The organism is Microbacterium sp. LWS13-1.2, assembly GCF_040144835.1.
GTDB lineage: Bacteria > Actinomycetota > Actinomycetes > Actinomycetales > Microbacteriaceae > Microbacterium.
This window is the reverse complement of the sequence record NZ_CP151632.1, coordinates 3922690-3948235: the sequence shown is the minus strand read 5'-3', so window position 1 is coordinate 3948235 and position 25546 is coordinate 3922690. Positions and strand designations below refer to the sequence as shown.

Sequence of the window (25546 nt, the reverse complement as noted above, 5' to 3'; positions counted from 1 at the left end):
GGCCGCGTGCTGTGTCTCCTGCTGCCTTACGGCGAGCTGGGCGAGGTCACCTCGAGCTCACCCGAGATGATCTGCTCCTGCAGCGTGGCGAGCTCGTCGGCCAGACCCTCAGGAAGCTGCGACTCGAACGAGCCGAAGCCCGACAGGCCAACGCCCTCGTTCTCGAGCGTGCCGACGTACGGGGTCACGTCGAACTCGCCGGTGGAGGCCTCCAGGGTCGCCTGGTAGACGGCCTCGTCGATGCGCTTCATGATCGACACCAGCACCATGTCGGCGACCGACGGGTCGGCGACCGCGAGGTCGGAGTCGACGCCCAGCATGACCGTGCCCGTGCCACCGTCGGTGATGGCGTCGCGCGCGCTCTGGTAGATCGGGCCACCGACCGGGAGGATCACGTCGACGCCCTGGTCGAGGATGCCCTGCGCGGTCTGCTTGGCGGTGTCGTTGGCGGCGAAGCCACCGGTCATCGAGCCCTGCTGGGCCTCGACGTCCCAGCCGTAGGTCTCGACCGCGGCGCCCTTGTCTTCGTTGTACTTCTCGACGCCGTCGACGAAGCCGTCCATGAAGATCGTGACCGGCGGGATCGGGATGCCGCCGAACGTGCCGACCTTGTTGACGCCGGCGTTCGCGGACCACGCGGCCGCGGCGTAGCCGCCGAGGTACGCGGCCTGGACCGTGTCGAACATGAGCGGCTTGATGTTGGGGGCGTCGGTGGTGCCGTCGCCGATGTCCTTGCCGTCGTCGTCGGTGGCGCCGGTGTTGTCGGCCCAGTCGTCGATGATCGCGTAGCTGACCTCGGGGTTCGCGTTCGCCGAGGCGATCGTGTCGGCGGACAGCTTGAAGCCGACCGACACGATGAACGTGCAGCCCTCGGCGATCAGGTTCTCGAGGTTCGGGGCGTAGTCGTTGGCCGAGCTCGACTCGACCTCGATGGCCTCGACGCCCAGCTCGTCGGCGGCGCGCTCCATGCCCTCGAGCGCGGACTGGTTGAACGACTTGTCGTTGAACCCGCCGTCGTCCGAGACGAGGCAGGGGGTGAAGCCCTCGACGACGTTGCCGGCGTCGCCCGTGGGGTCCGTCTCCTCAGGGGCGGAGCCGCAGCCCGCGAGGGCGATCAGCAGGCCCGCGGCGGCTGTGACGCCGACGAGCTTCTTGGTGCGTGAGATGGTCAACTCAGCCTCCACTACGTTCCCCCGCGTCCTTCACGGGGACTGCACAAAGTTACCCACTGTGACGGCGCGTTTGCGTACTCCAGAGGCCCCTGTTCGCGAAAGGTTACAAAGACGCAATCTGGGGGCGATGAGGAGAGCGGATGCCGCCGCCCCCGCCTGCCGTGCACGCCGGTGTCCGCGCGCATGCCGACGGCTGGTGCGCGCGAATGCGCGGCCGGTCAGAGGACTTCGCCGCGCCCGCTCAGCTTGAGCGCGTCGACGACGCCCTTCACGCGCTGCGCGTGCTCGCTCGTGGTGACCAGGAGCGCGTCCTCCGTGTCGACGACGACGATGTCGCGCACGCCGATCAGGCTGATGACGCGTCGCGTCTGGCTGACCACGATGCCGCTGGCGGCGTCGGACAGGATGCGCGCGTTCTCGCCGAGGATCGCGAGATCGTTCTTGCGGCCGTGCGAGTTGAGCTTGGCGAGGCTCGCGAAGTCTCCGACGTCGTCCCAGTCGAAGTGGCCGGGGATGACGGCGAGGCGACCCTTCGCGGCTGCCGGCTCGGCGACCGTGTAGTCGATCGCGATCTTCTTGAGCGTCGGCCACACCCGGTCGACGACCGGTCCGCGCTCCTCGCGATCGTCCCACGCCTCGGCGAGGTCGATCAGCCCCGCATACAGCTGCGGCTCGTTCTCGGCGATCTCGCCGAGGAGCACGTCGGCGCGCGAGATGAACATGCCCGCATTCCAGAGGTAGTTGCGGTCGGCGAAGTACTCCTTCGCGGTGTCGAGATCGGGTTTCTCCACGAAGCTCTCCACCAGCGCGGCCTCGGGCGCGCCGTCGATCGACAGCGCGTCGCCCTTCTTGATATAGCCGAAACCCACCGACGCCTCGGACGGCTGGATGCCGATGGTGCAGATGTACCCCTCACGCGCGGTGGCCACCGCCTGGTTCACCGCCCACTCGAACAGTTGCGGCACGCGGATGACGTGGTCCGCGGCGAAGGAGCCGATGATGACGTCCGGCTCACGGCGCGAGAGGATCGCGGCGGCGAGGCCGATCGCGGCCGTGGAGTCACGGGGCTCGGATTCCAGAAAGACGTTCTTGTCGGCGATGCCGGGGAGTTCCCGCTCCACAGCCGCGCGGTGCGCGCGCCCGGTGACCACAGCGATGCGGTCGTCGCCGGCGAGGGGTGCCAGGCGGTCCCAGGTGTCGCGGAGCAGTGTCTGTCCGGACCCGGTGAGGTCGTGGAGGAACTTCGGCGCGTCGGCACGCGACAGCGGCCACAGCCGGCTGCCGATGCCGCCTGCGGGAATCACGGCGTAGAAGTCGTCGATGGGTCCTGGCATGCCTCTGAGGCTACCGCCGAACCCGCGCGCGCGAGGGCGGTCGACCTCGCGGCCGGCCGCCGTCGCACCCGATTCAGCCGCGCCGCGGAGAAGTGCCCGGGGTCGCTTGGCGAAGCGACTCGAGCATCGCGTCGAAAGCGGGCTTCGGCGAGTAGTCGTCCTCGAGGATCGTCGCCCAGCCCTCACCAGGGAACACGTCGGGAACCCACGAGTTGGCGTCCGGGAATCCCCACACCGTGAACGACGAGCAGGCGGTCACGTTCAGGCACGCCGTGAGCATGGCGTCGTAGCGCTCGGCCTGCACGGCGACCTGCTCGGGCGTCGGGCCGGTCTCACCCTCCTGCAGCGGGATGCGCACGTCCGCCTCGGTCACCGCCACCTTCAGTCCCAGCGCGGCGAAGCGCTCGAAGTTCGCCTGGATCGAGGTGTCGAAGCCGTAGAGCAGGCTGAGGTGGCCCTGGGCGCCGAAACCGCCGAGCGGCACGCCGTCGGCGAGCATCCGCTGTGCGAGGGCGTAGTACGCGTCGGTCTTCTCGTTGATGCCCTCCGCGTTGTAGTCGTTCAGGAACAGCACAGCCTCGGGGTCGGCTTCGTGCGCCCAGCGGAACGCGTCCTCGAGGAGCGCGATCGGGTCGGCGGTACAGGCCTTGAGGAACGGGTTCGCCTCGGTACGCAGCCGCACCCCGCCGTTGTCCCAGGTGTCCTGGAAGATCTCGTTCACGACATCCCACTCGTAGATCTCGCCCTTGAAGTGGCCCACCACGGTGCGGATGTGGTCCTCGAGCACCGCACGTGCCTGGTCGCACGTCCACGTCTGGCTCGCCGCGGTCACCCACGCCGGGTTCTGGCTGTGCCACAGCAACGTGTGCCCGCGCACCTGCTGGTGGTTGGCCTGGGCGAAGGCGACCAGCGCGTCGGCGGACGTGAAGTCGTATACGTCCGGAGCCGGGTGGACGGCATCCCACTTCATGTCGTTCTCCGGCGTGAGGGACGAGAACTGGGCACTGAGGACCTGCTGGTACTCGGTGGGGGCGCTGCGGTCGTAGTCGACGAGGTCCCGCTGGCCCCAGACGGCGCTGCCGATGGCGAGATCGCGCGGCGCCTGGTTGCGCAGGGTGTCCTTGTCGGCGTGGCTGTACCCGGGCGGCTCGGCATTCGCTGCCGTCGCGCCCAGGAGAGGCAGGACGAGGGCAGCGGCAGCCGTGGCCACCAGAAGTGATCGTACAGATCGGCGCATGGGGAACTCCTGACATCGTTGTCGGTCATACGCATCGCCGGAGCGGCACATATGTTCTTGCGTGCAACAAACGCTAGGCGGCGCTTTGGGGCAGGGCAAAAGGTTTCGGTGCGTTTTCCACGGGACCGTCGACTCGCTCCGAGATCTCTCGACGTCGAGAGAAGTTAGGACCACCTAATCTCCCACTGCGGCGCGACGGGAATAGGATGGTCGCAGCGCCCGCGTGACGCCGACGGCCCGAAGCGCAATGTTGCGGGCCGTCTTCGGGGGCCGTCCTCGCAGTCAGAGGTCAGCCCCACCGTGTTTCGATCCAAGGAGGACGGCCGTGTCTGCACCAGCACGCGTCACACCGTCGGTATCCGAGACCACCTCCCGAGTTCCCCGCGGCACGCTGTATCGCGGGAACGAAGGCATGTGGTCGTGGGTGCTGCACCGCATCACCGGCGTCGCGATCTTCTTCTTCCTGCTCGTCCATGTCCTCGACACGGCCCTCATCCGGGTCTCGCCCGAGGCGTACGACGCGGTCATCGGCACCTACAAGAACTGGGTGATGGCCCTCGGCGAGGTCGCACTCGTCGGCGCCATCGCGTACCACGCCTACAACGGACTGCGCATCATCCTGGTCGACTTCTGGTCGTGGGCCACCCGCCACCAGCGCCAGCTGTGGTGGGGCGTCCTCGGGCTGTGGGTCGTGACGATGCTCGGCTTCACGCCGCGCCATCTCATGCTCGCCTTCGCTCCGGGAGGAGGTCACTGATGACCACGATCGCCGACCCCCGCGCCCCGTACTCCCCGGTCCGGCGCAAAGGCCCCAACCTCGAGAAGTGGGGCTGGATCTACATGCGAGCCTCGGGCGTGCTGCTCGTGGTCCTCATCTTCGGCCACCTGTTCGTCAACCTCATGCTCGGCGAGGGCATCCACGGCATCGACTTCGCCTTCGTCGCGGGCAAGTACGCCTCGCCGTTCTGGCAGTGGTGGGACGTGCTGATGCTGTGGCTCGCGCTCATCCACGGCGCCAACGGCATGCGCACGATCGTGAACGACTACGTGACGCACCCGACGACGCGTCGCGTGCTGGTGTGGGTGCTGTGGCTCGCCGCGGCGTTCCTCATCGTGCTGGGCACGCTGGTCGTGTTCACCTTCGACCCGTGCATCGGCTTCGACTCCGAGACCGCCTCCGACCTCATCATCGGAATCTGCGCATAGCGTTCGGGCGCCCCCCGAGCATCGACCACCGAAAGCATCCAGCGTGAGCACTGAGACCCCTACCGGCACCGAGAGCACTGCAAGCTACGTCAAGGACGGCGTCCACTACCACCAGTTCGACATCGTCATCGTGGGAGCCGGCGGGGCCGGCATGCGCGCGGCCATCGAGGCCGGGCCGGGTGCGAGGACGGCGGTCATCTCGAAGCTGTACCCGACGCGTTCGCACACCGGTGCGGCGCAGGGAGGCATGGCGGCGGCGCTGGCCAATGTCGAAGAGGACTCGTGGGAGTGGCACACCTTCGACACCGTCAAGGGCGGTGACTACCTCGTCGACCAGGATGCGGCCGAGATCCTCGCCAAAGAAGCCATCGACGCGGTCATCGACCTCGAGAACATGGGCCTGCCGTTCAACCGGACGCCCGAGGGCAAGATCGACCAGCGGCGCTTCGGCGGCCACACCGCCGACCACGGCAAGACCCCGGTCCGCCGCGCCTGCTACGCCGCCGACCGCACGGGTCACATGATCCTGCAGACGCTGTTCCAGAACTGCGTGAAGCTCGGCATCAACTTCTTCAACGAGTTCTACGTGCTCGACCTCATCACGGTCGGCGAGGGCACGGACAAGCAGATCGCGGGCGTCGTGGCCTATGAGCTGGCCACCGGCGAGCTGCACGTCTTCCAGTCGAAGGCCGTGATCTTCGCGACCGGCGGCTTCGGCAAGATCTTCAAGACGACCTCGAACGCGCACACCCTCACCGGCGACGGCGTGGGCATCATCTGGCGCAAGGGCCTCCCACTGGAGGACATGGAGTTCTTCCAGTTCCACCCGACCGGCCTCGCCGGGCTCGGCATCCTGCTCACCGAAGGAGCCCGCGGCGAGGGCGCGATCCTGCGCAACGTCTCGGGCGAGCGCTTCATGGAGCGCTACGCGCCCACCATCAAGGACCTCGCGCCGCGCGACATCGTCAGCCGCTGCATGGTGCAGGAGGTCGCCGAAGGCCGGGGCGCCGGTCCTCACCGCGACTACGTGCTGCTGGACTGCACGCATCTCGGCGCCGAGGTGCTCGAGACGAAGCTGCCCGACATCACCGAGTTCGCTCGCACCTACCTCGGCGTCGACCCCGTGGTCGAGCCGGTGCCGGTCATGCCGACCGCGCACTACGCGATGGGAGGCATCCCGACCAACAACGACGCGCAGGTGCTGAGCGACAACACCACCGTCGTGCCGGGCCTGTACGCCGCCGGCGAATGCGCCTGCGTCTCGGTGCACGGCTCGAACCGCCTCGGCACGAACTCGCTGCTCGACATCAACGTGTTCGGCAAGCGCGCCGGCCGCAACGCGGTCGAGTACGTCAAGACCGCCGACTTCGTGCCCCTCCCCGAGGACCCCGCCGCCGAGGTGCGCGGGCTCATCGAGGGCCTGCGTAACAACCAGGGCACCGAACGGATCGCCGCGCTCCGCAAGACGCTGCAGGACGAGATGGACCGCAAGGCCCAGGTCTTCCGCACCGACGAGTCGCTCGGCGAGGTGCTCGAGGTCATCGAAGAGTTGCGCGAGCGCTTCAAGAACGTGCACGTGGATGACAAGGGCAAGCGCTACAACACCGACCTGCTCGAGGCCGTCGAGCTCGGCTTCCTCCTCGACATCGCCGAGGTCGTCGTCGTGACCGCGAAGAACCGCAAGGAGAGCCGCGGCGGCCACATGCGCGACGACTTCCCGAAGCGCGACGACGAGAAGTACATGCAGCACACCATGGCGTACCTGTCGGGCGATGCCGGGTCCTCGCAATCCGAGGACCACATCCGCCTCGACTGGAAACCCGTCGTCTTCACGAAGAACGAAGCGGGCGAGTTGCGCTACCCACCGTTGGAGAGGAAGTACTGATGTCGACCTCGGTCACCGACGTCATCGAGCGCACCGACGCGGATGCCCCTACCCGCGCGGAGGAGACCACGAACGACACCGGCATCCAGTCGTTCCTGGTCACCTTCATCATCCGCCGGTTCAACCCGGAGGTCGACGAAGAGCCGCGCTGGGTCGACTACGACGTCGAGCTGTACTCGACCGACCGTGTGCTGGATGCCCTGCACAAGATCAAGTGGGAGGTCGACGGGTCGCTGACGTTCCGCCGCTCCTGCGCCCACGGCATCTGCGGGTCCGATGCGATGCGCATCAACGGCCGCAACCGGCTCGCGTGCAAGACCCTCATCAAGGACCTCGACATCTCGCAGCCGATCTACGTCGAGGCCATCAAGGGCCTGCCGCTCGAGAAGGACCTCGTCGTCGACATGGAGCCGTTCTTCGCGTCGTACCGCGAGGTGCAGCCGTTCCTCATCGCGAGCTCGAAGCCCGAGCCCGGCAAGGAGCGCATCCAGTCGATCGTCGACCGCGAGGTCTTCGACGACACCACGAAGTGCATCCTCTGCGCCGCGTGCACGTCGTCGTGCCCCGTGTTCTGGACCGACGGCCAGTACTTCGGCCCCGCCGCGATCGTCAACGCGCACCGCTTCATCTTCGACTCGCGCGACGACGCGGGCGACGTGCGCCTCGACATCCTCAACGACAAGGAGGGCGTGTGGCGCTGCCGCACCACCTTCAACTGCACCGAGGCGTGCCCCCGCGGCATCGAGGTGACGAAGGCGATCGCCGAGGTCAAGCAGGCGGTCCTGCGCGGACGCGCGTAGACGCTCTGCCCGATTCGCCGCGCGGATGCCGCGGCGCGGCGGGGTGCAGCATACGGCAGTCGATACTCTGGCTTCCGTGAGCCAACGGGACGACGCGCGCAGACAGGATCGCGCGCGTGCGCAGGAGCACGACGAGGCGCGCGATCAGGCGGATGCCGCGCAACGCGAAGAGGAGTCGCTCAGGGCTCGCTGGGAAGCGACGCAGGAGAACCTGCGCGAGCGGTTCGACCAGCCCCTCAGCAGGGCGACCGCGCTCACGCAGCGCACGATGGCGTGGTTCCCGGTGCGGGTGTGGCGCCACTTCCTCCAGCACAACGGATTCCTGCTCGCGGCGGGCGTCAGCTACCAGGCGCTTTTCGCGACCTTCGCCGCCATCTACGTCGCATTCGCGATCACCGGGCTCTGGCTCGGCGGCAGCGCGGAGGCGGTGTCGGGACTCATCGACCTGATCAACCTGTACATCCCCGGGCTCATAGCCGACGAAGGCGGGCTCTTCACCCCCGATCAGGTGACCGAGATCGCCACGAGCAGCGCCGGTGTCCTCGGCATCACGGGCATCATCGCCCTCGGCACCCTCATCTGGACCGCCATCGGGTTCGTGACCTTCGCCCGTCGCGCCGTGCGCGACATCTTCGGGCTGCCGCCCGACCTCCGCAGCTACATCTATCTCAAGGCGCGCGATCTGGTGGGCGCCGGCATGTTCGCACTCGCCCTGGTCGTCGGTTTCGCCGCCACGTCGATCGGCACCTGGGCACTCAACTGGGCGTTCGGGTTCTTCGGCTGGAGCAACGCGTCCAGCTGGATCGGCGCGACCGCGAGCATCGGCACGATCGTCATCTCCTTCGTGATCTACAGCGCGGCTCTCGGAGGGCTCATCCGCTTCCTCACCGGCACGAAGCTGCCGTGGCGCCGGATCTGGCCCGGGGCGCTCCTCGGCGGCGGAGCGATCACCGTGCTGCAGCTCTTCACGGGCTGGCTGTTCATCTACACACCCACGAACGCCCTGCTGGCGACCTTCGCGATCTTCGTCGGCCTCCTGCTCTGGTTCCGCATCATCGGCATCATCATGCTGGTCGCCGCGGCGTGGATCGCCGTCGCGGCGGAGGACGAGGAGATCCCGCTGCTTCCCCAGACCGAGGCTGAGCGCCTCGCCGCCGAACACGCGGCGCTGCTGGTGGCGGCGCGGGTGCGGCTGCGCACCGCGCAGGAGTCGCGCGACACGGCCCCCTGGTATCGGCGATGGGCGGCCGACCGCGCACTGAAGGACGCAGAGCAGGAGCTGTCCCAGGTCGAGGCGGCCGCCCCGCCCGCTCCGAAGAAGAAGGCCGGCAGCCTGTTCGAGTGAGTGTCGGCGGTGCCGGATAGTCTTGCCGTCGTGTCTCGCCGTGTTCGCATCGCCTCTGTCAACGTCAATGGAATCCGCGCCGCCACACGCAAGGGCATGATCGACTGGCTCGATGCCGCCGACATCGACGTGATGGCGCTGCAAGAGGTGCGGGCGACCGAAGAGGAACTGCGTGCGGCCCTCCCGGGATGGGAGATCGTCAACGACGAGGCACTGTCCAAGGGTCGTGCCGGTGTGGCGGTGGCCAGCCGCGTCCCCTCGATCGAGGTGCGACGGGTTCTCGGCGCGGCCGCCGACGACGCCGCCGAGGTGCTCGACAGCGCGGGCCGCTGGATCGAGGCCGACTTCGACATCGAGGGCGAGCGGCTCATCGTGGTCAGCGCCTACGTGCACACCGGCGAGGCCGAGACCCCGAAGCAGGATGCGAAGTGGGCCTTCCTCGACGCGATGGAGAGGCGGATGCCGCAGTTAAGGACCGCGTCGCCGCTGGCGCTCGTGATGGGCGACCTCAACGTCGGCCACCGCGAGCTCGACATCCGCAACTGGAAGGGCAACGTCAAGAAGGCCGGCTTCCTCCCCCGCGAGCGTGCGTACTTCGACCGCTTCTTCGGTGAGGAGGGCACCGAGGTGACCGGTGCCGACGGCTCTCGGGGCCAGGGACTCGGCTGGGTCGACATCGGTCGCCGCTTCCACGGCGACGTCGACGGCCCGTACACCTGGTGGTCGATGCGCGGGCGCGCGTTCGACAACGACGCCGGCTGGCGGATCGACTACCACCTCGCAACGCCCGAGCTCGGCGACCGGGTGGTCGACTACCGCGTCGTGCGGGCGCCGTCGTGGGACACCCGCTGGAGCGATCACTCCCCCGTCGTCGCCGACTACACCCTCGGACGCTGAACGCTGAGTGGCCCGCGAACTGCACGCAGGGCGACGCGCGGGCCACGGGGCCTCACGAGGGATCCGCCAGAGTGACGATGACACTCCCCCGCTTGCGCCCGCTGTCGACGTAGGCATGCGCCTCGCGGATCCGATCGAGCGGGTACACGCGGTCGATCACCGGACGCACGTCGCCCGCCGCGGCGAGCCGGGCGAACTCCGCAAGGTCGGCGCCCGTCACGGCGGTGCCCTCGACCTCGTCTTCGACGACGTCGCGCGCCGTGCCGCTGCGGCGACGACTCCACCTCCGTCGTCGTGGCGCGAGCACCTGCGTGCGCGCATCCTCGCTGCCCGCGAGGTGCTCCTGGATCATCCGTGGGCGCCGCGCGCACTGGAGTCCCGAGGCACGATGACGCCGGCTTTCGCCGGCTGGGTCGACACGAATGTCGCCGTCATGAGGTCTGGCGGGCTGTCGTGGGATCTGATCCACCACGCGATGCACACGCTCGGCAGCCGCCAGTTCGGCTTCTCACAGGAGCTCATCCTCGACGATCCGCAGGGTACGGACGGCGAGCTCGACCCCACCGCCGCTGCCGAGTTCGGCAGGCTCATGCCGAACGTGCAGGCGATGCTGCAGGACGTCGTCCACGACGACGAGGCCGGAACGCTCGGCTGGTGCGACGACCGCACCGAGTTCGAGTTCGCCCTCGACATCCTCCTCGAAGGGCTCGAACGGCGCGCCGGCTGAACCGGGCGCGAGGCATGGCGCACGGAAGCCCCGCCCGCCCGGGGCTTCCGTGCGAGGCTATCGCGGCGGTCGCTCCCGCGCGGCGGTCGCTCCTGCGCGGCGGTCGCTCCCGCGCGGCGCGCGCCGCGGCATCCGCTTTATAGACTTGCCGGATGAGCAAACCGCGCCTGTACTCCGGCATGCAGCCCTCCGCCGACTCGCTCCAGATCGGCAACTACATCGGGGCCCTCATGCAGTGGCGCGATCTGCAGGAGTCGTACGACGCGTTCTTCTCGGTGGTCGACCTCCACGCCATCACTGTCGCGCAGGACCCGGAGCACCTCCGCGAGAAGACCCGCCGCACCGCCGCGCAGTACATCGCCGCCGGGATCGAGCCGTCGAAGTCGGCGCTGTATGTGCAGTCGCACGTGCCGGCGCACACCGAGCTGGCGTGGATCCTGTCGACGGTCACCGGCTTCGGCGAGGCCGGGCGCATGACGCAGTTCAAGGACAAGTCGCAGCGCTACGGCGCGGAAGTCGCCTCGGTCGGCCTCTTCACGTACCCGGTGCTGATGGCGGCCGACATCCTGCTGTACCAGACCGACATCGTGCCGGTCGGCGACGATCAGAAGCAGCACGTCGAGCTCACCCGTGACCTGGCCGAACGCTTCAACAGCCGCTTCGGCGAGACGTTCACGGTGCCGATGCCGGTCATCCAGCAGGAGACCGCACGCATCTACGACCTGCAGAATCCGACGGCGAAGATGTCGAAGTCGGCGGAGTCGGATGCCGGCGTCCTGTGGATGCTCGACGACCCGGCCGTGTCGGCGAAGAAGATCATGCGCGCCGTCACCGACTCCGAGGGGTCGGTGCGCTACGACCGCGAGGCCAAGCCCGGCGTCTCGAACCTGCTGGTCATCTACGCCGCCCTGACGGGCCGACAGATCCCGGCGATCGAGGACGAGTACGCCGGCCGCGGCTACGGCGACTTCAAGAAGGGTCTGGCCGAGGTCGTGGTGAACGAGTTCGGGCCGGTGCGCCAGCGCGCCCTGGAGCTGCTCGACGATCCCGCCGAGCTCGACCGCGTGCTCGCCGCGAACGCCGCGAAGGCCGAGTCCGTCGCGAACCGCACGCTCGCCGACGTGTACGACAAGGTCGGCCTCCTCCGCCGCACCCGCTGATTCGGCGGACGGATCCCGCCGCCTCCGATTCGGTGGACGGAACCCGCCGCCGCTGCCGCGGCATCCATCCGGCGCTCTGCGTCGCCTCTCCGGCGGGTCGTGGCTCCCTCTTGTGTCGCGGCTGCGGTTGCTCCTCGTCGCCCGTTCCGAACTCAGGAACACCAACCCACTCGGGCGCACGGTGGGGCGGATCTCTGCGGCAGTGCTTGTGCGGCCGCCGAGCCGTTCCTGAGTACGGAACCGATGTTGCCGGACAGCAACGCTCGGCGTAGTTCCGAACTCAGGAACGGCGGAGCAGGTGGGCGGAGAGTCCGCGGAATCACGCTGCGGTCCCGGGCGGCACATCAAGCGATCCTGAATTCGGAACGAGCGGCGGGCCCGACGGGTCGACCGCCTTCAGCGGCGGGAATGTGCGGCAAGGACTCCGCGTACGGCGAGGAACACCGAATCCGGGTCGTACATGATGTTCTCTGCGGCCAGCCGGAGCACGACAAGGCCGTGCTGCGCAAGCTTCAGGTCGCGACGGTAGTCCGTAAGCTGCTGCTCCCAATCGCTGTGATGAGCCTTGCTGTCGCATTCGATGACGAGCCATCCGTCGACCACCATGTCGACGAAGCCCACACCGTCGAACTCGACCTGAGGCTCTGCGGTACTTCCGAGCTTGCGAACCATTAGGCGCACGAGCGTCTCCGGGCCGGATTGCGCACGCCCATCGATCAATCCACGCAGCACGCCGTACCGCGACGGAAGCAGGTCGAAGATGTCGCTGACCTGATCTACGGCCATCAATCCCTTGTTCAGCGCGCTGTCGATGGATGCCACCGCCGCACCAGGCGCCTGGCATCGCGCGGCATGCGCGAGGGCGGCGACGATGCCGACGCACGTCGCCGCCCCAGGCTGCTCCGGCAGGCTTGTCCAGTGCAGACATGTGCCATGCCTGCGCCGGCGGCTCAGTCGCTTCCTTCGATCATGTGGAGACCGCAGGCGGCTCGACTGCGCGGTGAGGTGCACGTGCAGGCTCGAGTTCGCCAATACGAAGACTCCGAGCAACTGCAGAAGCGACACGCAGGTGAGCCGCCCGCCCACTCGCACCGCGCGGACAATGGCATCCGGCGCATCGGGCGCCAGGTAACGGTCACGTCGGGCGCGGATGAGGTCTCCCGCTCTCACCGCAGCGGTGATCCCGCGGCGAGTCATTCCGTCGGCGAACAGGTCCGCACGCGTCCGGTGCATCTCCCACATGACCAGTCACACTGCTGCGTGCGCGCACGGCTTCTCAGCCGTCGGCTCCGGATCCGTGCACAACTCCTTCCCTCCCCGCCGAGGCCCCTGCCTGGGGAGGAAGCAGTCCGTTCCGTACTCAGGATCACGGATGCCGCGGCCGCAGACTGATCGCGGAAATCCGCGGGCGCCGGCGCCCGGCGCCCGGTTCGTTCCTGAGTACGGAACGCGTTGCCGGCAGCTTCGGCGGGGAGGTGCTCGCCCACCAGCCCACACTGCAGACGGCTGGACCGGTGGGTGACGGTGCGGCCCTCGTGTCGCCGCTGCGTGGCAGGATGAGCGCATGCCCGAGATGCCCGAGGTGCAGGGACTCGTCGACTTCCTCCGCGAGCGGCTCACCGGCGTGCGCATCGCACGCGCGACCATCGCCAACATCGCGGCGCTGAAGACGTACGACCCGCCGATCGAGGCGCTGGCGGATGCCGAGATCACCGGCGCCTCGCGCCACGGCAAGTTCGTCGACCTGTCGACGACCGGCCCTCACCTCGTGTTCCATCTGGCCAAGGCGGGATGGCTGCGCTGGTACGACGAGTTGCCGAAGACGGTCATCCGGCCGGGCAAGACGCCGATCGCGCTGCGCGTCGCCCTGTCGGACGGCGCCGGGTTCGACCTCACCGAGGCGGGCACCAAGAAGTCGCTCGCCGTGTACGTCGTGCGCGACCCCGCCGACGTCCCCGGCATCGCACGACTCGGCCCCGACCCGCTCGACCCGGCGTTCACGCGCGACACGCTGGCGGGGCTGCTGGCGGGCCGTCGCACCCAGATCAAGGGCGTGCTGCGCGACCAGGCGACGATCGCCGGGGTGGGCAACGCCTACTCCGACGAGATCCTGCACGCGGCGAAGATGTCGCCCTACGCCCTCGCGACCTCGCTCACCGACGACGAGGTCACCCGGCTCTTCGACGCGATGACCGAGACGCTGACGGATGCCGTCGCCGAGGCATCCGGCAAGCCGCCGGCCGAACTGAAGGACGCCAAACGACGGGGCATGCAGGTGCACGGACGCCGCTGTGAGACGTGCCCGGTGTGCGGCGACGAGGTGCGCAGCGTCTTCTTCGCCGACAACTCCCTCGAGTACTGCCCGACCTGTCAGACCGGCGGCAAGATCCTCGCCGACCGGCGCCTGTCGCGGCTGCTGAAGTAGATCGGAGCGCTCGGGGCGTCTCGTCTCTGCGTTTCGACTCGCAAGCTCGCTCAACGACCGCGTTCCTCGCTCGCTCGACGACCGGTGTCCGCACCGGCGGGACGTTGGCTCACGCTCGAAATGCGTCAGTCGCTCGTCGTGCCCATGAGCAGGCGGGCGTCGTCGTCGACCCAGTCGAGCGACTTCGACACGGCCTTGCGCCACTGGCGGTAGCGCCGCTCGCGCTCGTCCTCCGGCATCCGCGGCTCGAAGCGGACGTCTTCGCGCCAGTGCGTGCGCAGTTCATCCAGCCCGCCCCAGACACCGGTCGCGAGCCCGGCCGCGTAGGCGGCGCCGAGTGCCGTCGTCTCGACGACCTTCGGACGCACGACCGGGATGCCGAGGATGTCGGCCTGGAACTGCATGAGCAGGTCGTCGCGCGTCATGCCGCCGTCCACGCGCAGCTCGTCGAGCGTGCGTCCGGTGTCCTCGACCACGGCCTCGATGACGTCGCGGGTCTGGAAGGCGGTCGACTCGAGCGCGGCGCGGGCGATGTGCGCCTTGTTCACGTAGCGGGTGAGTCCGACGAGCGCACCCCGCGCATCCGGCCGCCAGTAGGGAGCGAACAGCCCGGAGAAAGCGGGCACGAAGTAGGCGCCGCCGTTGTCGTCGACGCTGGCGGCCAGCGTCTCGACGTCCTCCGAGCGGTGGATGATGCCGAGATTGTCGCGCAGCCACTGCACGAGCGAGCCGGTGACCGCGATCGACCCCTCGAGCGCGTACCGTGCCGGCTCGTCGCCGATGCGGTAGCCGACCGTCGTGATGAGGCCGCTGCCTGAGCGCACGATCTCGGTGCCGGTGTTCACGAGGAGGAAGTTGCCGGTGCCGTACGTGTTCTTCGACTCGCCCGCATCGAAGGCTGCCTGCCCGAACGTCGCCGCCTGCTGGTCGCCGAGGATGCCGGCGATCGGGACGCCGTCGAGGACGGACGGCAGCTGCGAGTGCCCGACGACCTCGGACGACGAGCGGATGGCGGGCATCATGGCCCGCGGGATGCGCCAGGCGGCCAGGAGGTCGTCGGACCAGTCGAGAGTGCGCAGGTCCATCAGGAGCGTCCGCGACGCGTTGGTCACATCGGTCACGTGGATGCCGCCCCGCGCGCCGCCGGTGAGGTTCCACACCACCCAGGTGTCGGGAGTGCCGAACAGCAGCTCCCCCGCCTCGGCCGCGGCGCGGGCGCCGGGGACGTGATCCAGGATCCATTCGACCTTCGACGCCGAGAAGTACGTGGCCAGCGGCAGGCCGGTGGTGTCGGCGAACCGGTCGGCGCCGCCGTCGCTGGTCATCTCGTCGATGCGCGGCTGGGTGCGTGTGTCCTGCCAGACGAGCGCGTTGTGGACAGGTCGGCCGGTGCGCTTCTCCCACACGATGGCCGTCTCGCGCTGGTTCGTCACGCCGATGGCGACCACCTCTTCGGCGCTGATCCTGGCGCGCGTCAGGCACGACGCGATCACCCATTCGGCGCTGGTCCAGATCTCCACCGGGTCGTGCTCGACCCATCCCGCGCGGGGGAAGATCTGCTCGTGCTCGCGCTGCGACACGGCAACGACCGTGCCCTCGGGGTCGAACACGATCGCACGCGTCGAAGTCGTGCCCTGATCGATAGACAGCACGTGGTCGGGCAACATCGTCTCCTTCGTCGGTGGGCGGCATCGCCGTCGGTGCCGCGGGCTGCGCCCGGGTGCGGTCAGGCTATCGCGCCGACGCCGGCGCCCACGTGGGATCGGCGGCATGGACGCGCTCGAGCGCGCGTGCGACCTCCACCGCCGAGCGTGCGGTATCCCAGTCGAGCACGGGGGCGACCGCCGCGGCGACCTCCGCCACCGCCTCGTCTGTCGCGGCGCCGATGAAGGCGATGCTGGTGCGCCGCAGCAGCACGTCGTCCAGGTGCGCCACATCCTCTGTCGCGGCGAGGTGCCGCAGCTCCCCCGAGCTGTAGCCGGGCAGGTGCTCCAGTGCGGCGTCCTCGGGATCGGCGGCGATCGCGTCGACCACGGCCTCGGCCACCGTGCCGTAGCGGTCGAGCAGCGTCGCGACGCGCGCGGCCGGCACATCGACGGCGTGCGCGGTGATCCACTGCTGGCGCGCGCGCTCGGTCGTCGGGAAGCCCCGGCCGCCGCCGATCGGCACACCTCGCGTCGACCGACGGCGTGGCATGGCGAGCGCCTCCAGGACGAGGTCGGCGACGTGCTCGGCCGACGCGCGGAAGGTCGTCCATTTGCCGCCGACGAGGCTGAGCACCGTGGTGTCGCCGCCGACGAGCGGCGCCGATTCGACGCGGTAATCGCGCGAGACGAACCCCGGCGAGACTTCGCCATGGCCGGGCAGCGGACGCACGCCCGCGAACCGGTAGACAATCTGCGAGCGCTCCACCGGGATCGAGGGCAGGACCTGGCCGATCAGCTCGACGAAGTAGTCGACCTCGGCCTCGGTGCACACGATCGGCTCGCCCATGTCGTGCTCGAGGTCGGTCGTGCCGACGAGAACCCGGCCCTTGAGCGGATAGATGAGTACGATCCGGCCGTCCTCGTTCTCGAAGAACAGCTCCCTGCCGCCCGTCGCCCCGAGCAGCTGCGGGTGGTCGAGCACGATGTGGGATCCCTTCGTGCCGCCCATGTAGCGGGTCGGATCCCCCAGCGCGAGGTTGGTCTCATCGGTCCAGGGACCGCTCGCGTTCACCACGACGGATGCCGCGAAGGGCGTCTCTGCGCCGGTGGCCGCGTCGCGCAGCACCACCCGGCCCGCGTCGATGCCCGCCGCCGCGGTGTAGTTCGCGGCGCGCGCCCGGTCGCGGCCCGCCGTCCGGCCGTCGCGCAGCACGTCGAGGGCGAGCCTCTCGGGGTCGTGCAGCGAAGCGTCCCAATAGGTCGCCGTGTATCTGACGGCGGGGTTGAGCAGCGGCAGCTGGGCGAGCGACCGTTTGCGTCCGTGGAAGGTGTGACGCGGCACGGTCCCGCCGCCGAACACTCCCCCGCCTCGCGAGAACGAGTCGTAGATCACGAGCCCGATCTTGATGAGCGCCGCGCCGCGCTCGCGCGGCTTGCCCCCGCCGTGCCGCAGGAAGCGCAACGGCGCCGACAGCACGCCCGAGAAGGTGGAGAAGATCGGGATCGTCGTCTGCAGCGGCCGTACGTAGTGCGGGGCGATGCGCATCAGCGCGTTGCGCTCGGTCACCGCCTCGTGAACGAGCCGGAATTCGCCGTTCTCGAGGTAGCGGATGCCGCCGTGGATCATGTGCGACGATGCCGCCGACGCGCCGCTGACGAAATCGTCTCGCTCCACGAGCGCGACGTCGACGCCCTGCATGGCGAGGTCACGGAACGTCGCGAGCCCGTTGATCCCGCCGCCGATGATCAGCACGTCCGCATAAGGCCGCGCCGCCAGTTCCTCGAATGCCCGCATCGATCCCGCCGTGTTCATCGCCTCACCATCCCCCTCCCAGGCTACGTCGGCGCCACGACATCGGGCCGAGCGACGCCCGGTGCGCACGGGGCGCGGGTTCATGCGAAGACATGGAATGAATGGCCGGATGCCGCGTTGACTACACTCGAGAGCATCAACGTGCTCCGGGGTCGGTGAGAATCCGAGCCGGCGGTGACAGTCCGCGAGCCAAGGCTTCAGCATCCGTGACGGATGACGCCGCGGCCGGTCCGGTGGAATTCCGGAACCGACGGTGATGCGACAGGGTTCCTTCGGGAGCGCGGTCGCTAGTCCGGATGGGAGGCAGCACACCAGCGACGCCATGGCGTCGCCGCTTCCCCTGCCCCGGAGCGTCGAGCCGACGAGACGAGGGGGCGGGATGGCGAGCACGGCGGAACACGACGCGATGCGTCGGGCACTGGCGATCGCACAGTGCGGTCCGCGCGGTGTAAACCCGCAGGTGGGCGCTGTGCTGCTCGGCCGCGACGGCTCGATCATCGCCGAAGGCTGGCATCGCGGCGCGGGCACGCCGCACGCCGAGGTCGACGCCCTCTCGAAGCTCGCGCCGGGTGAGGCGCGCGGAGCGACGGCCATCGTCACGCTCGAGCCCTGCAACCACACCGGCCGCACCGGCCCCTGTTCCGAGGCCCTCATCGCGGCGGGCGTGACGCGTGTCGTGTACGCCATCGCAGATCCGGGCGACCACTCCTCTGGTGGGGGCACGCGGCTGCGCGCCGCCGGGGTCGACGTCGAGGCGGGCCTTCTCGCCGATGAGGCGACGACGCTCCTCGAGTCGTGGCTCACGGTCCAGCGCCTTGGCCGTCCGCACGTCACCGTCAAGTGGGCGCAGAGCCTCGACGGCCGCGCGGCGGCATCCGACGGCACCAGCCAGTGGATCACCGGACCGGCGGCGCGCGCCGACGTCCACCGCCGGCGCGCGGAGGCCGACGCGATCGTCGCCGGCACGGGCACCGTGCTGGCCGACGACCCGGCGCTCACCGCGCGAGCCGAGGACGGGACGCTCCTGTCCCACCAGCCGGTTCCCGTCGTCGTCGGCGCGCGACCGGTGCCCGCGGATGCCGCCCTGCGCCGGCATCCCCACCCGTTCCTGCAGTACCCGGGCGATCCAGCGTCGGGAGGCCTCGCCGCAGCGCTCGAGGACCTGCGCACGCGCGGTGTCCAGCGCGTCTTCGTCGAGGGCGGTCCCGCCGTCGCCGCTTCGTTCCTGCGCGAGCGGCTCGCCGACGAGCTGCTCGTGTACGTCGCACCGGTGCTCCTGGGCGGCGACCGCCTAGCGCTGCATGACATCGGCGTCACGACCATCGGCGAGGCGAAGCGCCTGGTCGTGGCATCCGTCACCCCACTCGGCGACGACCTGCTGTACGTCGCCCGCCCCACGCCGCCCGCCGCCGCTGACGCGCTGCGAGCATCCGCGCGCGTGGATCAACCGTCGTCGGAAGGAGACGAGTGATGTTCACCGGAATCGTGGAGGAGATCGGCGAGGTCACCGCCGTGGAGCCCTCGGGCGACGGCGTGCGCTTGACCGTGCGCGGGCCGAAGGCCGTGTCGGATGCCGGGCACGGCGACTCGATCTCGGTCAGCGGAGTCTGCCTGACGGTCGTCGGCCAGGGCGACGGCTGGTTCACCGCCGACGTCATGAAACAGACACTCGACATGTCGACGCTCGACGGCGTCGCTGCCGGCCGAGCCGTGAACCTGGAGCGCGCGACCGCGGCACACGGCCGACTCGGCGGGCACATCGTGCAAGGCCACATCGACGGCACCGGCACGGTGCTGGAGGTGCGCCCCGGCGCCCAGTGGCAGGTGCTGCGCATCTCGGTTCCGGCGGATCTCGCCCCCCTGGTCGTCGACAAGGGCTCGATCGCCGTCGACGGCGTCTCGCTCACCGTCAGCGCCGCGAGCCCCGCTCCCGCGACCGAGGCATGGTTCGAAGTGTCGCTCATCCCCGAGACGCTCGCGGCCACCACCCTGGGTGCCCGCGTGCCGGGCGACCGCGTCAACCTCGAGACCGACATCCTGGCGCGCCACGTGCAGCGACTCCTCTCATTCGCGACTCCGACCGCACCCGCGCTCCGCGAGGCTGCCTTCGCGGCTCCGGCCGCACCCGAACTCCCTGCGGACGCATCCGCACCGACGGAAGGAGGTTCGAAATGAGCCTTTCCACGATCCCCGAGGCCGTCGAGGCGTTGCGCGCCGGCCGGCCGGTCATCGTCGCCGACGATGAGAATCGCGAGAACGAGGGCGACGTCATCCTGTCGGCCCAGCTCGCCACTCCCGAGTGGGTCGCCTGGACGGTCCGCTGGACGAGCGGATTCCTGTGCGCCCCTATGCCCTCGGATTGGGCAGACCGACTCGATCTGCCGCCGATGGTGGAGAACAACCAGGACGCGCGCGGCACCGCCTACACGGTGAGCGTCGACGCCGCCGACCGCATCTCGACCGGCATCAGCGCCGGCGACCGCGCCCACACGCTCAACGTGCTCGCCGACCCCGAGTCGACGCCGACCAGCGTCATCCGGCCCGGCCACATCCTGCCCCTGCGCGCCGTCGACGGCGGCGTGCGCGAGCGCGCCGGTCACACCGAGGCCGCGGTCGAGCTCATGAAGCTCGCTGAGCTCGCACCGGTGGGCGTCATCGGCGAGGTCGTCTCCGACGACGGCAGCATGATGCGGCTGCCGGGGCTCCAGGAGCTGGGCGCTGAGTACGACATCCCAGTCATCACGATCGAGCTCCTCATCGCCTACCTCGACGAGAACGCCCCCTGCGACCCGGCGATCCGGGGCGCCGACAAGCGCCGCGTCAGCCTGCGCGCCGAGGCGAACGTGCCCACCTCGCACGGGGCGTTCCGGTTCCTGGCGTACAAGGACCGCGTCACCGGCACCGACCACATCGCCGTCGTCTCGGGCGAGCTCGGCGATGCGCCGCTCGTGCGTGTGCACTCCGAGTGCCTGACCGGAGAGGCCTTCGGGTCGCTCAAGTGCGAGTGCGGCCCGCAGCTCGAGGCCGCGCTCGACGCCATCGAGCAGGACGGCGGCGTCGTGATCTACATGCGCGGTCACGAGGGCCGCGGCATCGGACTCATCAACAAGCTCCGCGCCTACTCGCTGCAGGAGCGCGGCCTCGACACGGTCGACGCCAACCTGGCGCTCGGCCTGCCCGCCGACGCGCGGGACTACGCGGCCGCCGCCGGCATCCTGTCGGATCTCGGCGTCGCGCGCGTGAGGCTGCTGACCAACAACTCCGACAAGGTGCACCAGCTACGCGAACTGGGTCTCGACATCGTCGAGCAGGTGCCGCTGCTGGTCGGCGTCGGTCCGAACAACCACCAGTACCTGGCGACGAAGCGCGACCGGATGGGTCACCTCATCGCGGAGGCAGACCTCGCCGACGCACTCGCACAGATGCACGAGGGAGCAGAACGATGAGCGGCAAGGGCGCACCCCTGGTCACAGGAGCGGTCGACGGCACGGGAATCGATGTCGTCGTCGTCGCGGGAACGTGGCACGAGACGATCACCGACGGCCTCATCGCCGGCGCCGAACGCGCCGTGACGGCCGCCGGCGCCTCACATCGCATCGTGCGGGTGCCCGGCTCGTTCGAGCTGCCCGTCGTCGCGAAGGCGGCACTGGATGCCGGCGCCGACGCGGTCGTTGCGCTCGGCGTCATCATCCGCGGCGGGACGCCCCACTTCGAGTTCGTCTCGAACGCGGCGACGGACGGGCTCACGCGCGTGGCGCTCGACACGGGCAAGCCGGTCGGGTTTGGCGTGCTGACGCTCGACGACGAGGCGCAGGGCATCGCCCGTGCTGGCCTCGAGGGCTCGGTGGAGGACAAGGGCTTCGAGGCGGCGGATGCGGCGATCCGCACCGCCCTCGCGCTGCGGGAACTCCGGGGCTGACGCGGGTCGGTTGTTGAGCGAGCGAAGCGAGACGAAACGCCTCGGACATTCCGTCTCGCTCGTTCTTCGCTCGCTCACGACCGGGGACCCTGGTGATCGAATAACCTTCAGCTAGACTGATGGCATGGAAATCCTTCGCCACATCGTCGTGCTCATCCACCTCGTCGGCTTCGCCGTGCTGTTCGGCGCCTGGGTGGTGGAGGCGGTGAACGGCAAGCGGCGATTCACCCGGGTCATGGACTGGGGTCTCGCGATCGCTGCGGTGGCCGGTCTGATCCTCGCCGCACCGTGGGGCATCGAGTACGAGCTCAACTACGTCAAGCTCGGCGTCAAGCTCGTGATCCTGCTCGTGATCGGCGCCCTCCTCGGCATCGGCCGCGGCCGCCAGCGCAAGACCGGGTCGCTCCCGCCGGCGATGTTCTGGGCCGTCGGCGTGCTGACGCTCGCCAACGCCGCGATCGCCGTGATCTGGCGCTGACACACGCCCACAGAACGTCGAAAGCGGATGCCGCGGCCCCGGCCGCGGCATCCGCTTTCCGTATCCGGGTCTCGGTGCGCCGCTGCGGGAGTAGGCTGTTTCCTCGTGCCGGGCGACACCGTCCGCGCTCACGGTGATCCAGTGCAGTGCCGCCTGACGCGTCACCCTGCGCCATGCGGACGCCCACCGCCGCATCCCACCAGGATGCCCCGCTCCGCGCATGCCCAGGTGAAAATTGACCTCCCCCACCACCGCCGCGATCCCCGCGGCCCCCGCAAATCCCCGTTCCCGCGTCATCCTCGCCAGCCTCGTCGGCACGACGATCGAGTTCTACGACTTCTACGTCTACGCGACCGCCGCCGTCCTGGTCTTCCCCATCCTCTTCTTCCCGACCGGCAACGACACCACGTCGCTGCTGCTGTCGTTCAGCGTGTTCGGCGCCGCGATGGTGGCCCGCCCGCTCGGCGCGATCGTGTTCGGCCACTTCGGCGACCGCTTCGGCCGCAAGGCCACCCTCGTCGCGTCCCTGCTCACGATGGGCATCGCGACCTTCCTCATCGGGTGCCTGCCGACCTACAACGAGATCGGCGTCTGGGCGGCCGTGCTGCTGCTGGTGCTGCGCCTCGCGCAGGGCTTCGCGCTCGGCGGCGAATGGTCGGGCGCGGCGCTCGTCGCGACCGAGAACGCCCCGAAGGGCAAGCGCGCCTGGTACGGCACATTCCCGCAGCTGGGCGCGCCGCTCGGCTTCATCATCGCCAACTCGGTGTTCCTCGCGATCAACTACCTGCTCCCCCACCCCGACGGCGCCGGGCAGCGATCGGAGGAGTTCCTGGCGTGGGGCTGGCGCGTGCCGTTCCTGTTCTCGGCCGTCATGGTCATCATCGGCCTGTGGGTGCGACTTCGCCTCGTGGAGTCCAAGACCTTCGTCAAGGCGGAGGAGAAGGGCGCGATCCGCAAGTTCCCCCTCGCCACCGTCCTCCGCCATCACTGGTGGCACCTGATCCTCGGCACGTTCATCATGCTGGCGACCTACGTGCTGTTCTACCTGATGACGAACTTCACGCTCTCGTACGGCACGAAGGCTGCCGACCTCGAGACGGCGTCCGCCGCCGCGCAGGCCGCCGCCGAGGCCGCGGGCAACCCATTCGACGCCACCGCCTTCGCCGCGCAGTTCTACCCCGGTCTGGGCTTCGGCTACACCGACTTCGTGGTGATGCAGATCATCGGCGTCGTGTTCTTCGGCATCTTCACGCTGCTGTCGGGCCCGATCGCCGACGCGATCGGGCGTCGACGGCTGCTGCTGTGGGTGACCGGCCTCATCATCGTGTTCGGTCTCACGTTCAACATCTTCCTGCTGCCGCAGGTCGACCCGAAGTTCACCGGCGCGCTGGTGCAGGCGTTCCTCGTCTTCGGCTTCATGCTGATGGGGTCGACCTTCGGACCCATGGGTGCGGTGCTCCCGGAGCTCTTCCCGACGAACGTGCGGTACTCGGGTTCGGCGATCTCGTACAACGTGTCGTCGATCCTCGGCGCCGCGCTCGCGCCGATCGTCGCGGTGTGGCTGTGGGCCTCCGCCGGCGGCAGCCCGGTGCTGGTCGGTCTCTACCTCTCGGCGATGAGTGTGCTGACCTTCATCGCGCTGATCCTGGCGCCCGAGACGAGGGACATCGACTACGACGCCGACCTCGGCGTCGGGGCGACCGGCTCGCTCTGACCTCGGTACCCAAGACGACGGATGCCGCAGCCCACGTGGCTGCGGCATCCGTCGTTCGGGGCTGTGTACCTCAGTCGAGGAAAAGGGCGCGCAGGCGCTTCGTCGTGAACACGAGGCCGATCGCGATCATGACGACGTAATACAGCACGTGCCACCACATCTCGGGCGTGAGGATGCCGGTCGTCAGGCCCCGCACCAGCTCGACGCCGTGCCACAGCGGGAACGCCATGATGATGTGCTGCACCCACTCGGGATAGATGGTGATCGGGTACAGCGTCGCCGAGAAGAGGAACATCGGCAGCAGCACGAAGTTGATCCAGTCCATCTGCTGGAACGTCTTCATGTAGCTCGTGACCGCCATGCCCAGGCTCGCGAAACCGAAGGCGATGAGGAGCACGGCGGGCAGCGCGAGGATGGCGGTCCAGGCCAGGTTCAGCCCGAGGATCTGCATGATGATCATGAAGCCGGTGGCGTAGAGCAGGCCGCGCAGCAGCGCGTAGAGGATCTCTCCCAGCGCGACGTCGAGGGGCCCCAGCGAGGTCGCGAGCATGCCCTCGTAGAGCTTGCCGTAGTTGAGCTTGAAGAACACGTTCCACGTGGAGTCGTAGATCGCGCCGTTCATGGCCGAGACGGCGAGCAGAGCGGGTGCGATGAAGGCCGCGTACGGCACCTCGATGCCGCTGGAGGTCTGCACGTCGCCGATGAGGGCTCCGAGACCGATCCCCATCGAGGCGAGGTAGAACACCGGCTCGAAGAAGCCCGACAGCACGACCGCCCAGCTCGACGAGCGCGCGGCGATGAGACCGCGCTGCACGACGGACTGCGGGTTGCCCGCCCAGAGCGCCCGCACGCCGCCGGCACGGGTGACCACGGTCTCGGTTCCGGTCGCGACGGTCATGCGCCGAGCCTCCTCTGGAAGATGCGGCGACCGATGACGTACCCGCCGATCGACAGCAACAGCAGATACCCGACGTGGATCGCGATCGCGAACGGATCGACCGGCATGCCGTAGGTGGCGATACGGCCGAGCTCGGTCGCGTGCCACAGCGGCGAGACCCAACCGATCCACTGCAGCCACAGCGGCAGGGTGGCCAGCGGGTAGAAGGTGCCCGAGAACAGGAACATCGGCATGAAGATGAAGCGCTGCACGAGCGCGACCTGGCCCTTGTCGTCGGTGATCGACGCGGCGTAGGCCATGTACGGGATGCCGAAGGCGAGGCCCGCGAGCAGTCCGATCGGTATCGTGAGCCAGCCGGTCGCCGGGTCCGGCACGGCCTGGAAGAGCCACAGGAACAGGTAGTACGCGACCACGACGACGATGATGCGCGCGGACGCGCCGGCGACGACGCCGCCGGCGATCTGCCCCGGCGACAGCGCCGAGGCGCTGAAGCCGAAGAAGTAGCGACGCCACTTGAAACCGGCGATCACCGGGTACGAGAACTCCTCGGACGCCACCGAGATCGCCGCGGTCATCAGCAGCGCCGGCGCCACGAACACGAGGTACGACACCTCGACGCCGTTCTGCGAGATGGGCGCGTCGATGAGGGCGGCAAGTCCCACTGCGAGGCCCAGCAGGTACAGGATCGGCTGCCCGAGGGCGCCGACCACGATCGTCCAGCCGTATGCGCGCATCGCGCGCACCATGTGCTCGGTGACGTACCACGTGCCGAATGCGCGGGGCTTGCGTCCCCACTGCATCGCCTCGGCGCGCAGTTCGTCGAGCGAGAGCTGCGTGGACGTGGCGGCCGGCGCGCTGCCGGGCCGCGGCATCCGTGACTCGCCTGGCTC

The 25546-nt window shown here is 69.2% G+C and carries 24 protein-coding genes; 15 read left to right on the top strand and 9 right to left on the bottom strand.

The window, feature by feature from the left end; translation table 11 throughout:
- Positions 1–26 precede the first annotated feature (26 nt).
- The 3 genes from MRBLWS13_RS18215 to MRBLWS13_RS18205 form a co-directional block, all read right to left on the bottom strand.
- On the bottom strand, positions 27–1172 hold the full coding sequence (locus tag MRBLWS13_RS18215; protein WP_349426730.1) for a BMP family ABC transporter substrate-binding protein: 1146 nt from the start codon (positions 1170–1172) through the stop codon (positions 27–29).
- A 218-nt stretch (positions 1173–1390) separates the two neighbouring features.
- The gene (locus MRBLWS13_RS18210; protein WP_349426729.1) at positions 1391–2506 is read right to left on the bottom strand and encodes a mannose-1-phosphate guanylyltransferase; all 1116 of its coding nucleotides are present in this window, start codon (positions 2504–2506) and stop codon (positions 1391–1393) included.
- 73 nt (positions 2507–2579) lie between these two features.
- Positions 2580–3716: an endo-1,4-beta-xylanase gene (locus MRBLWS13_RS18205; RefSeq protein WP_349426728.1), complete on the bottom strand. Its 1137-nt coding sequence runs from the start codon at positions 3714–3716 to the stop codon at positions 2580–2582.
- Between the two features lie 352 nt (positions 3717–4068).
- Here MRBLWS13_RS18205 and sdhC point away from each other — a divergent pair, with 352 nt between their 5' ends.
- The 6 genes from sdhC (at position 4069) to MRBLWS13_RS18175 (ending at position 9876) form a co-directional block, all read left to right on the top strand.
- A complete protein-coding gene (gene sdhC / locus MRBLWS13_RS18200) occupies positions 4069–4500 on the top strand; it encodes a succinate dehydrogenase, cytochrome b556 subunit (protein ID WP_349426727.1) in 432 nt (143 codons plus the stop codon).
- A complete protein-coding gene (locus MRBLWS13_RS18195; protein ID WP_349426726.1) occupies positions 4500–4949 on the top strand; it encodes a succinate dehydrogenase hydrophobic membrane anchor subunit in 450 nt (149 codons plus the stop codon). The genes sdhC and MRBLWS13_RS18195 overlap by 1 nt, the downstream gene beginning before the upstream one ends.
- Before the next feature lie 43 nt (positions 4950–4992).
- Positions 4993–6834 (top strand): succinate dehydrogenase flavoprotein subunit, encoded by a 1842-nt coding sequence (sdhA, locus tag MRBLWS13_RS18190; protein ID WP_349426725.1) that lies wholly within the window; start codon positions 4993–4995, stop codon positions 6832–6834.
- On the top strand, positions 6834–7634 hold the full coding sequence (locus tag MRBLWS13_RS18185) for a succinate dehydrogenase iron-sulfur subunit (protein WP_349426724.1): 801 nt from the start codon (positions 6834–6836) through the stop codon (positions 7632–7634). Before sdhA ends, MRBLWS13_RS18185 begins: the two co-directional genes overlap by 1 nt.
- Before the next feature lie 76 nt (positions 7635–7710).
- Positions 7711–8979, top strand: coding sequence for a YihY/virulence factor BrkB family protein (locus tag MRBLWS13_RS18180; RefSeq protein ID WP_349426723.1), 1269 nt, complete (start codon positions 7711–7713; stop codon positions 8977–8979).
- A 30-nt stretch (positions 8980–9009) separates the two neighbouring features.
- On the top strand, positions 9010–9876 hold the full coding sequence (locus MRBLWS13_RS18175; RefSeq protein ID WP_349426722.1) for an exodeoxyribonuclease III: 867 nt from the start codon (positions 9010–9012) through the stop codon (positions 9874–9876).
- 52 nt (positions 9877–9928) lie between these two features.
- Here MRBLWS13_RS18175 and MRBLWS13_RS18170 read toward each other — a convergent pair whose 3' ends face one another.
- Complete coding sequence (locus tag MRBLWS13_RS18170; RefSeq protein ID WP_349426721.1) at positions 9929–10228, bottom strand: zinc-binding dehydrogenase; 300 nt, start codon at positions 10226–10228, stop codon at positions 9929–9931.
- Here MRBLWS13_RS18170 and MRBLWS13_RS18165 point away from each other — a divergent pair.
- Positions 10214–10603, top strand: coding sequence for a TetR/AcrR family transcriptional regulator C-terminal domain-containing protein (locus MRBLWS13_RS18165; protein ID WP_349426720.1), 390 nt, complete (start codon positions 10214–10216; stop codon positions 10601–10603). The genes MRBLWS13_RS18170 and MRBLWS13_RS18165 overlap by 15 nt on opposite strands.
- A 152-nt stretch (positions 10604–10755) precedes the next feature.
- The gene (gene trpS / locus MRBLWS13_RS18160; RefSeq protein WP_349426719.1) at positions 10756–11763 is read left to right on the top strand and encodes a tryptophan--tRNA ligase; all 1008 of its coding nucleotides are present in this window, start codon (positions 10756–10758) and stop codon (positions 11761–11763) included.
- A 396-nt stretch (positions 11764–12159) separates the two neighbouring features.
- Here trpS and MRBLWS13_RS18155 read toward each other — a convergent pair whose 3' ends face one another.
- The gene (locus MRBLWS13_RS18155) at positions 12160–13005 is read right to left on the bottom strand and encodes a DUF559 domain-containing protein (protein ID WP_349426718.1); all 846 of its coding nucleotides are present in this window, start codon (positions 13003–13005) and stop codon (positions 12160–12162) included.
- A gap of 322 nt (positions 13006–13327) precedes the next feature.
- On the opposite strand from MRBLWS13_RS18155, the gene MRBLWS13_RS18150 reads away from it, so the two are divergent.
- Positions 13328–14188 (top strand): DNA-formamidopyrimidine glycosylase family protein, encoded by an 861-nt coding sequence (locus MRBLWS13_RS18150; RefSeq protein ID WP_349426717.1) that lies wholly within the window; start codon positions 13328–13330, stop codon positions 14186–14188.
- Positions 14189–14313: 125 nt separating this feature from the next.
- On the opposite strand, the gene glpK is transcribed toward MRBLWS13_RS18150, so the two are convergent.
- Positions 14314–15855, bottom strand: coding sequence for a glycerol kinase GlpK (gene glpK, locus MRBLWS13_RS18145; RefSeq protein WP_349426716.1), 1542 nt, complete (start codon positions 15853–15855; stop codon positions 14314–14316).
- A gap of 64 nt (positions 15856–15919) precedes the next feature.
- Complete coding sequence (locus MRBLWS13_RS18140; RefSeq protein ID WP_349429099.1) at positions 15920–17647, bottom strand: glycerol-3-phosphate dehydrogenase/oxidase; 1728 nt, start codon at positions 17645–17647, stop codon at positions 15920–15922.
- Between the two features lie 379 nt (positions 17648–18026).
- On the opposite strand from MRBLWS13_RS18140, the gene ribD reads away from it, so the two are divergent.
- The 6 genes from ribD (at position 18027) to MRBLWS13_RS18110 (ending at position 23758) form a co-directional block, all read left to right on the top strand.
- Positions 18027–19118, top strand: a complete 1092-nt coding sequence (gene ribD / locus MRBLWS13_RS18135) for a bifunctional diaminohydroxyphosphoribosylaminopyrimidine deaminase/5-amino-6-(5-phosphoribosylamino)uracil reductase RibD (protein WP_349426715.1) — start codon at positions 18027–18029, stop codon at positions 19116–19118.
- Positions 19118–19822, top strand: coding sequence for a riboflavin synthase (locus MRBLWS13_RS18130; protein ID WP_349426714.1), 705 nt, complete (start codon positions 19118–19120; stop codon positions 19820–19822). Before ribD ends, MRBLWS13_RS18130 begins: the two co-directional genes overlap by 1 nt.
- Complete coding sequence (gene ribA / locus MRBLWS13_RS18125) at positions 19819–21093, top strand: GTP cyclohydrolase II (protein WP_349426713.1); 1275 nt, start codon at positions 19819–19821, stop codon at positions 21091–21093. The genes MRBLWS13_RS18130 and ribA overlap by 4 nt, the downstream gene beginning before the upstream one ends.
- The gene (ribH, locus tag MRBLWS13_RS18120) at positions 21090–21566 is read left to right on the top strand and encodes a 6,7-dimethyl-8-ribityllumazine synthase (protein ID WP_349426712.1); all 477 of its coding nucleotides are present in this window, start codon (positions 21090–21092) and stop codon (positions 21564–21566) included. Before ribA ends, ribH begins: the two co-directional genes overlap by 4 nt.
- A 124-nt stretch (positions 21567–21690) precedes the next feature.
- The gene (locus MRBLWS13_RS18115) at positions 21691–22044 is read left to right on the top strand and encodes a Fe-S protein (RefSeq protein WP_349426711.1); all 354 of its coding nucleotides are present in this window, start codon (positions 21691–21693) and stop codon (positions 22042–22044) included.
- A gap of 235 nt (positions 22045–22279) precedes the next feature.
- The gene (locus MRBLWS13_RS18110) at positions 22280–23758 is read left to right on the top strand and encodes an MFS transporter (RefSeq protein WP_349426710.1); all 1479 of its coding nucleotides are present in this window, start codon (positions 22280–22282) and stop codon (positions 23756–23758) included.
- Between the two features lie 70 nt (positions 23759–23828).
- Here the strand turns inward: MRBLWS13_RS18110 and MRBLWS13_RS18105 are convergent, their stop codons facing one another.
- Both MRBLWS13_RS18105 and MRBLWS13_RS18100 read right to left on the bottom strand, forming a co-directional pair.
- Positions 23829–24656 carry an ABC transporter permease gene (locus tag MRBLWS13_RS18105; RefSeq protein ID WP_349426709.1) on the bottom strand — a complete coding sequence of 276 codons (828 nt, stop codon included), beginning with the start codon at positions 24654–24656 and terminating at the stop codon, positions 23829–23831.
- A complete protein-coding gene (locus tag MRBLWS13_RS18100) occupies positions 24653–25528 on the bottom strand; it encodes an ABC transporter permease (RefSeq protein ID WP_349429098.1) in 876 nt (291 codons plus the stop codon). Before MRBLWS13_RS18100 ends, MRBLWS13_RS18105 begins: the two co-directional genes overlap by 4 nt.
- Positions 25529–25546 lie beyond the last annotated feature (18 nt).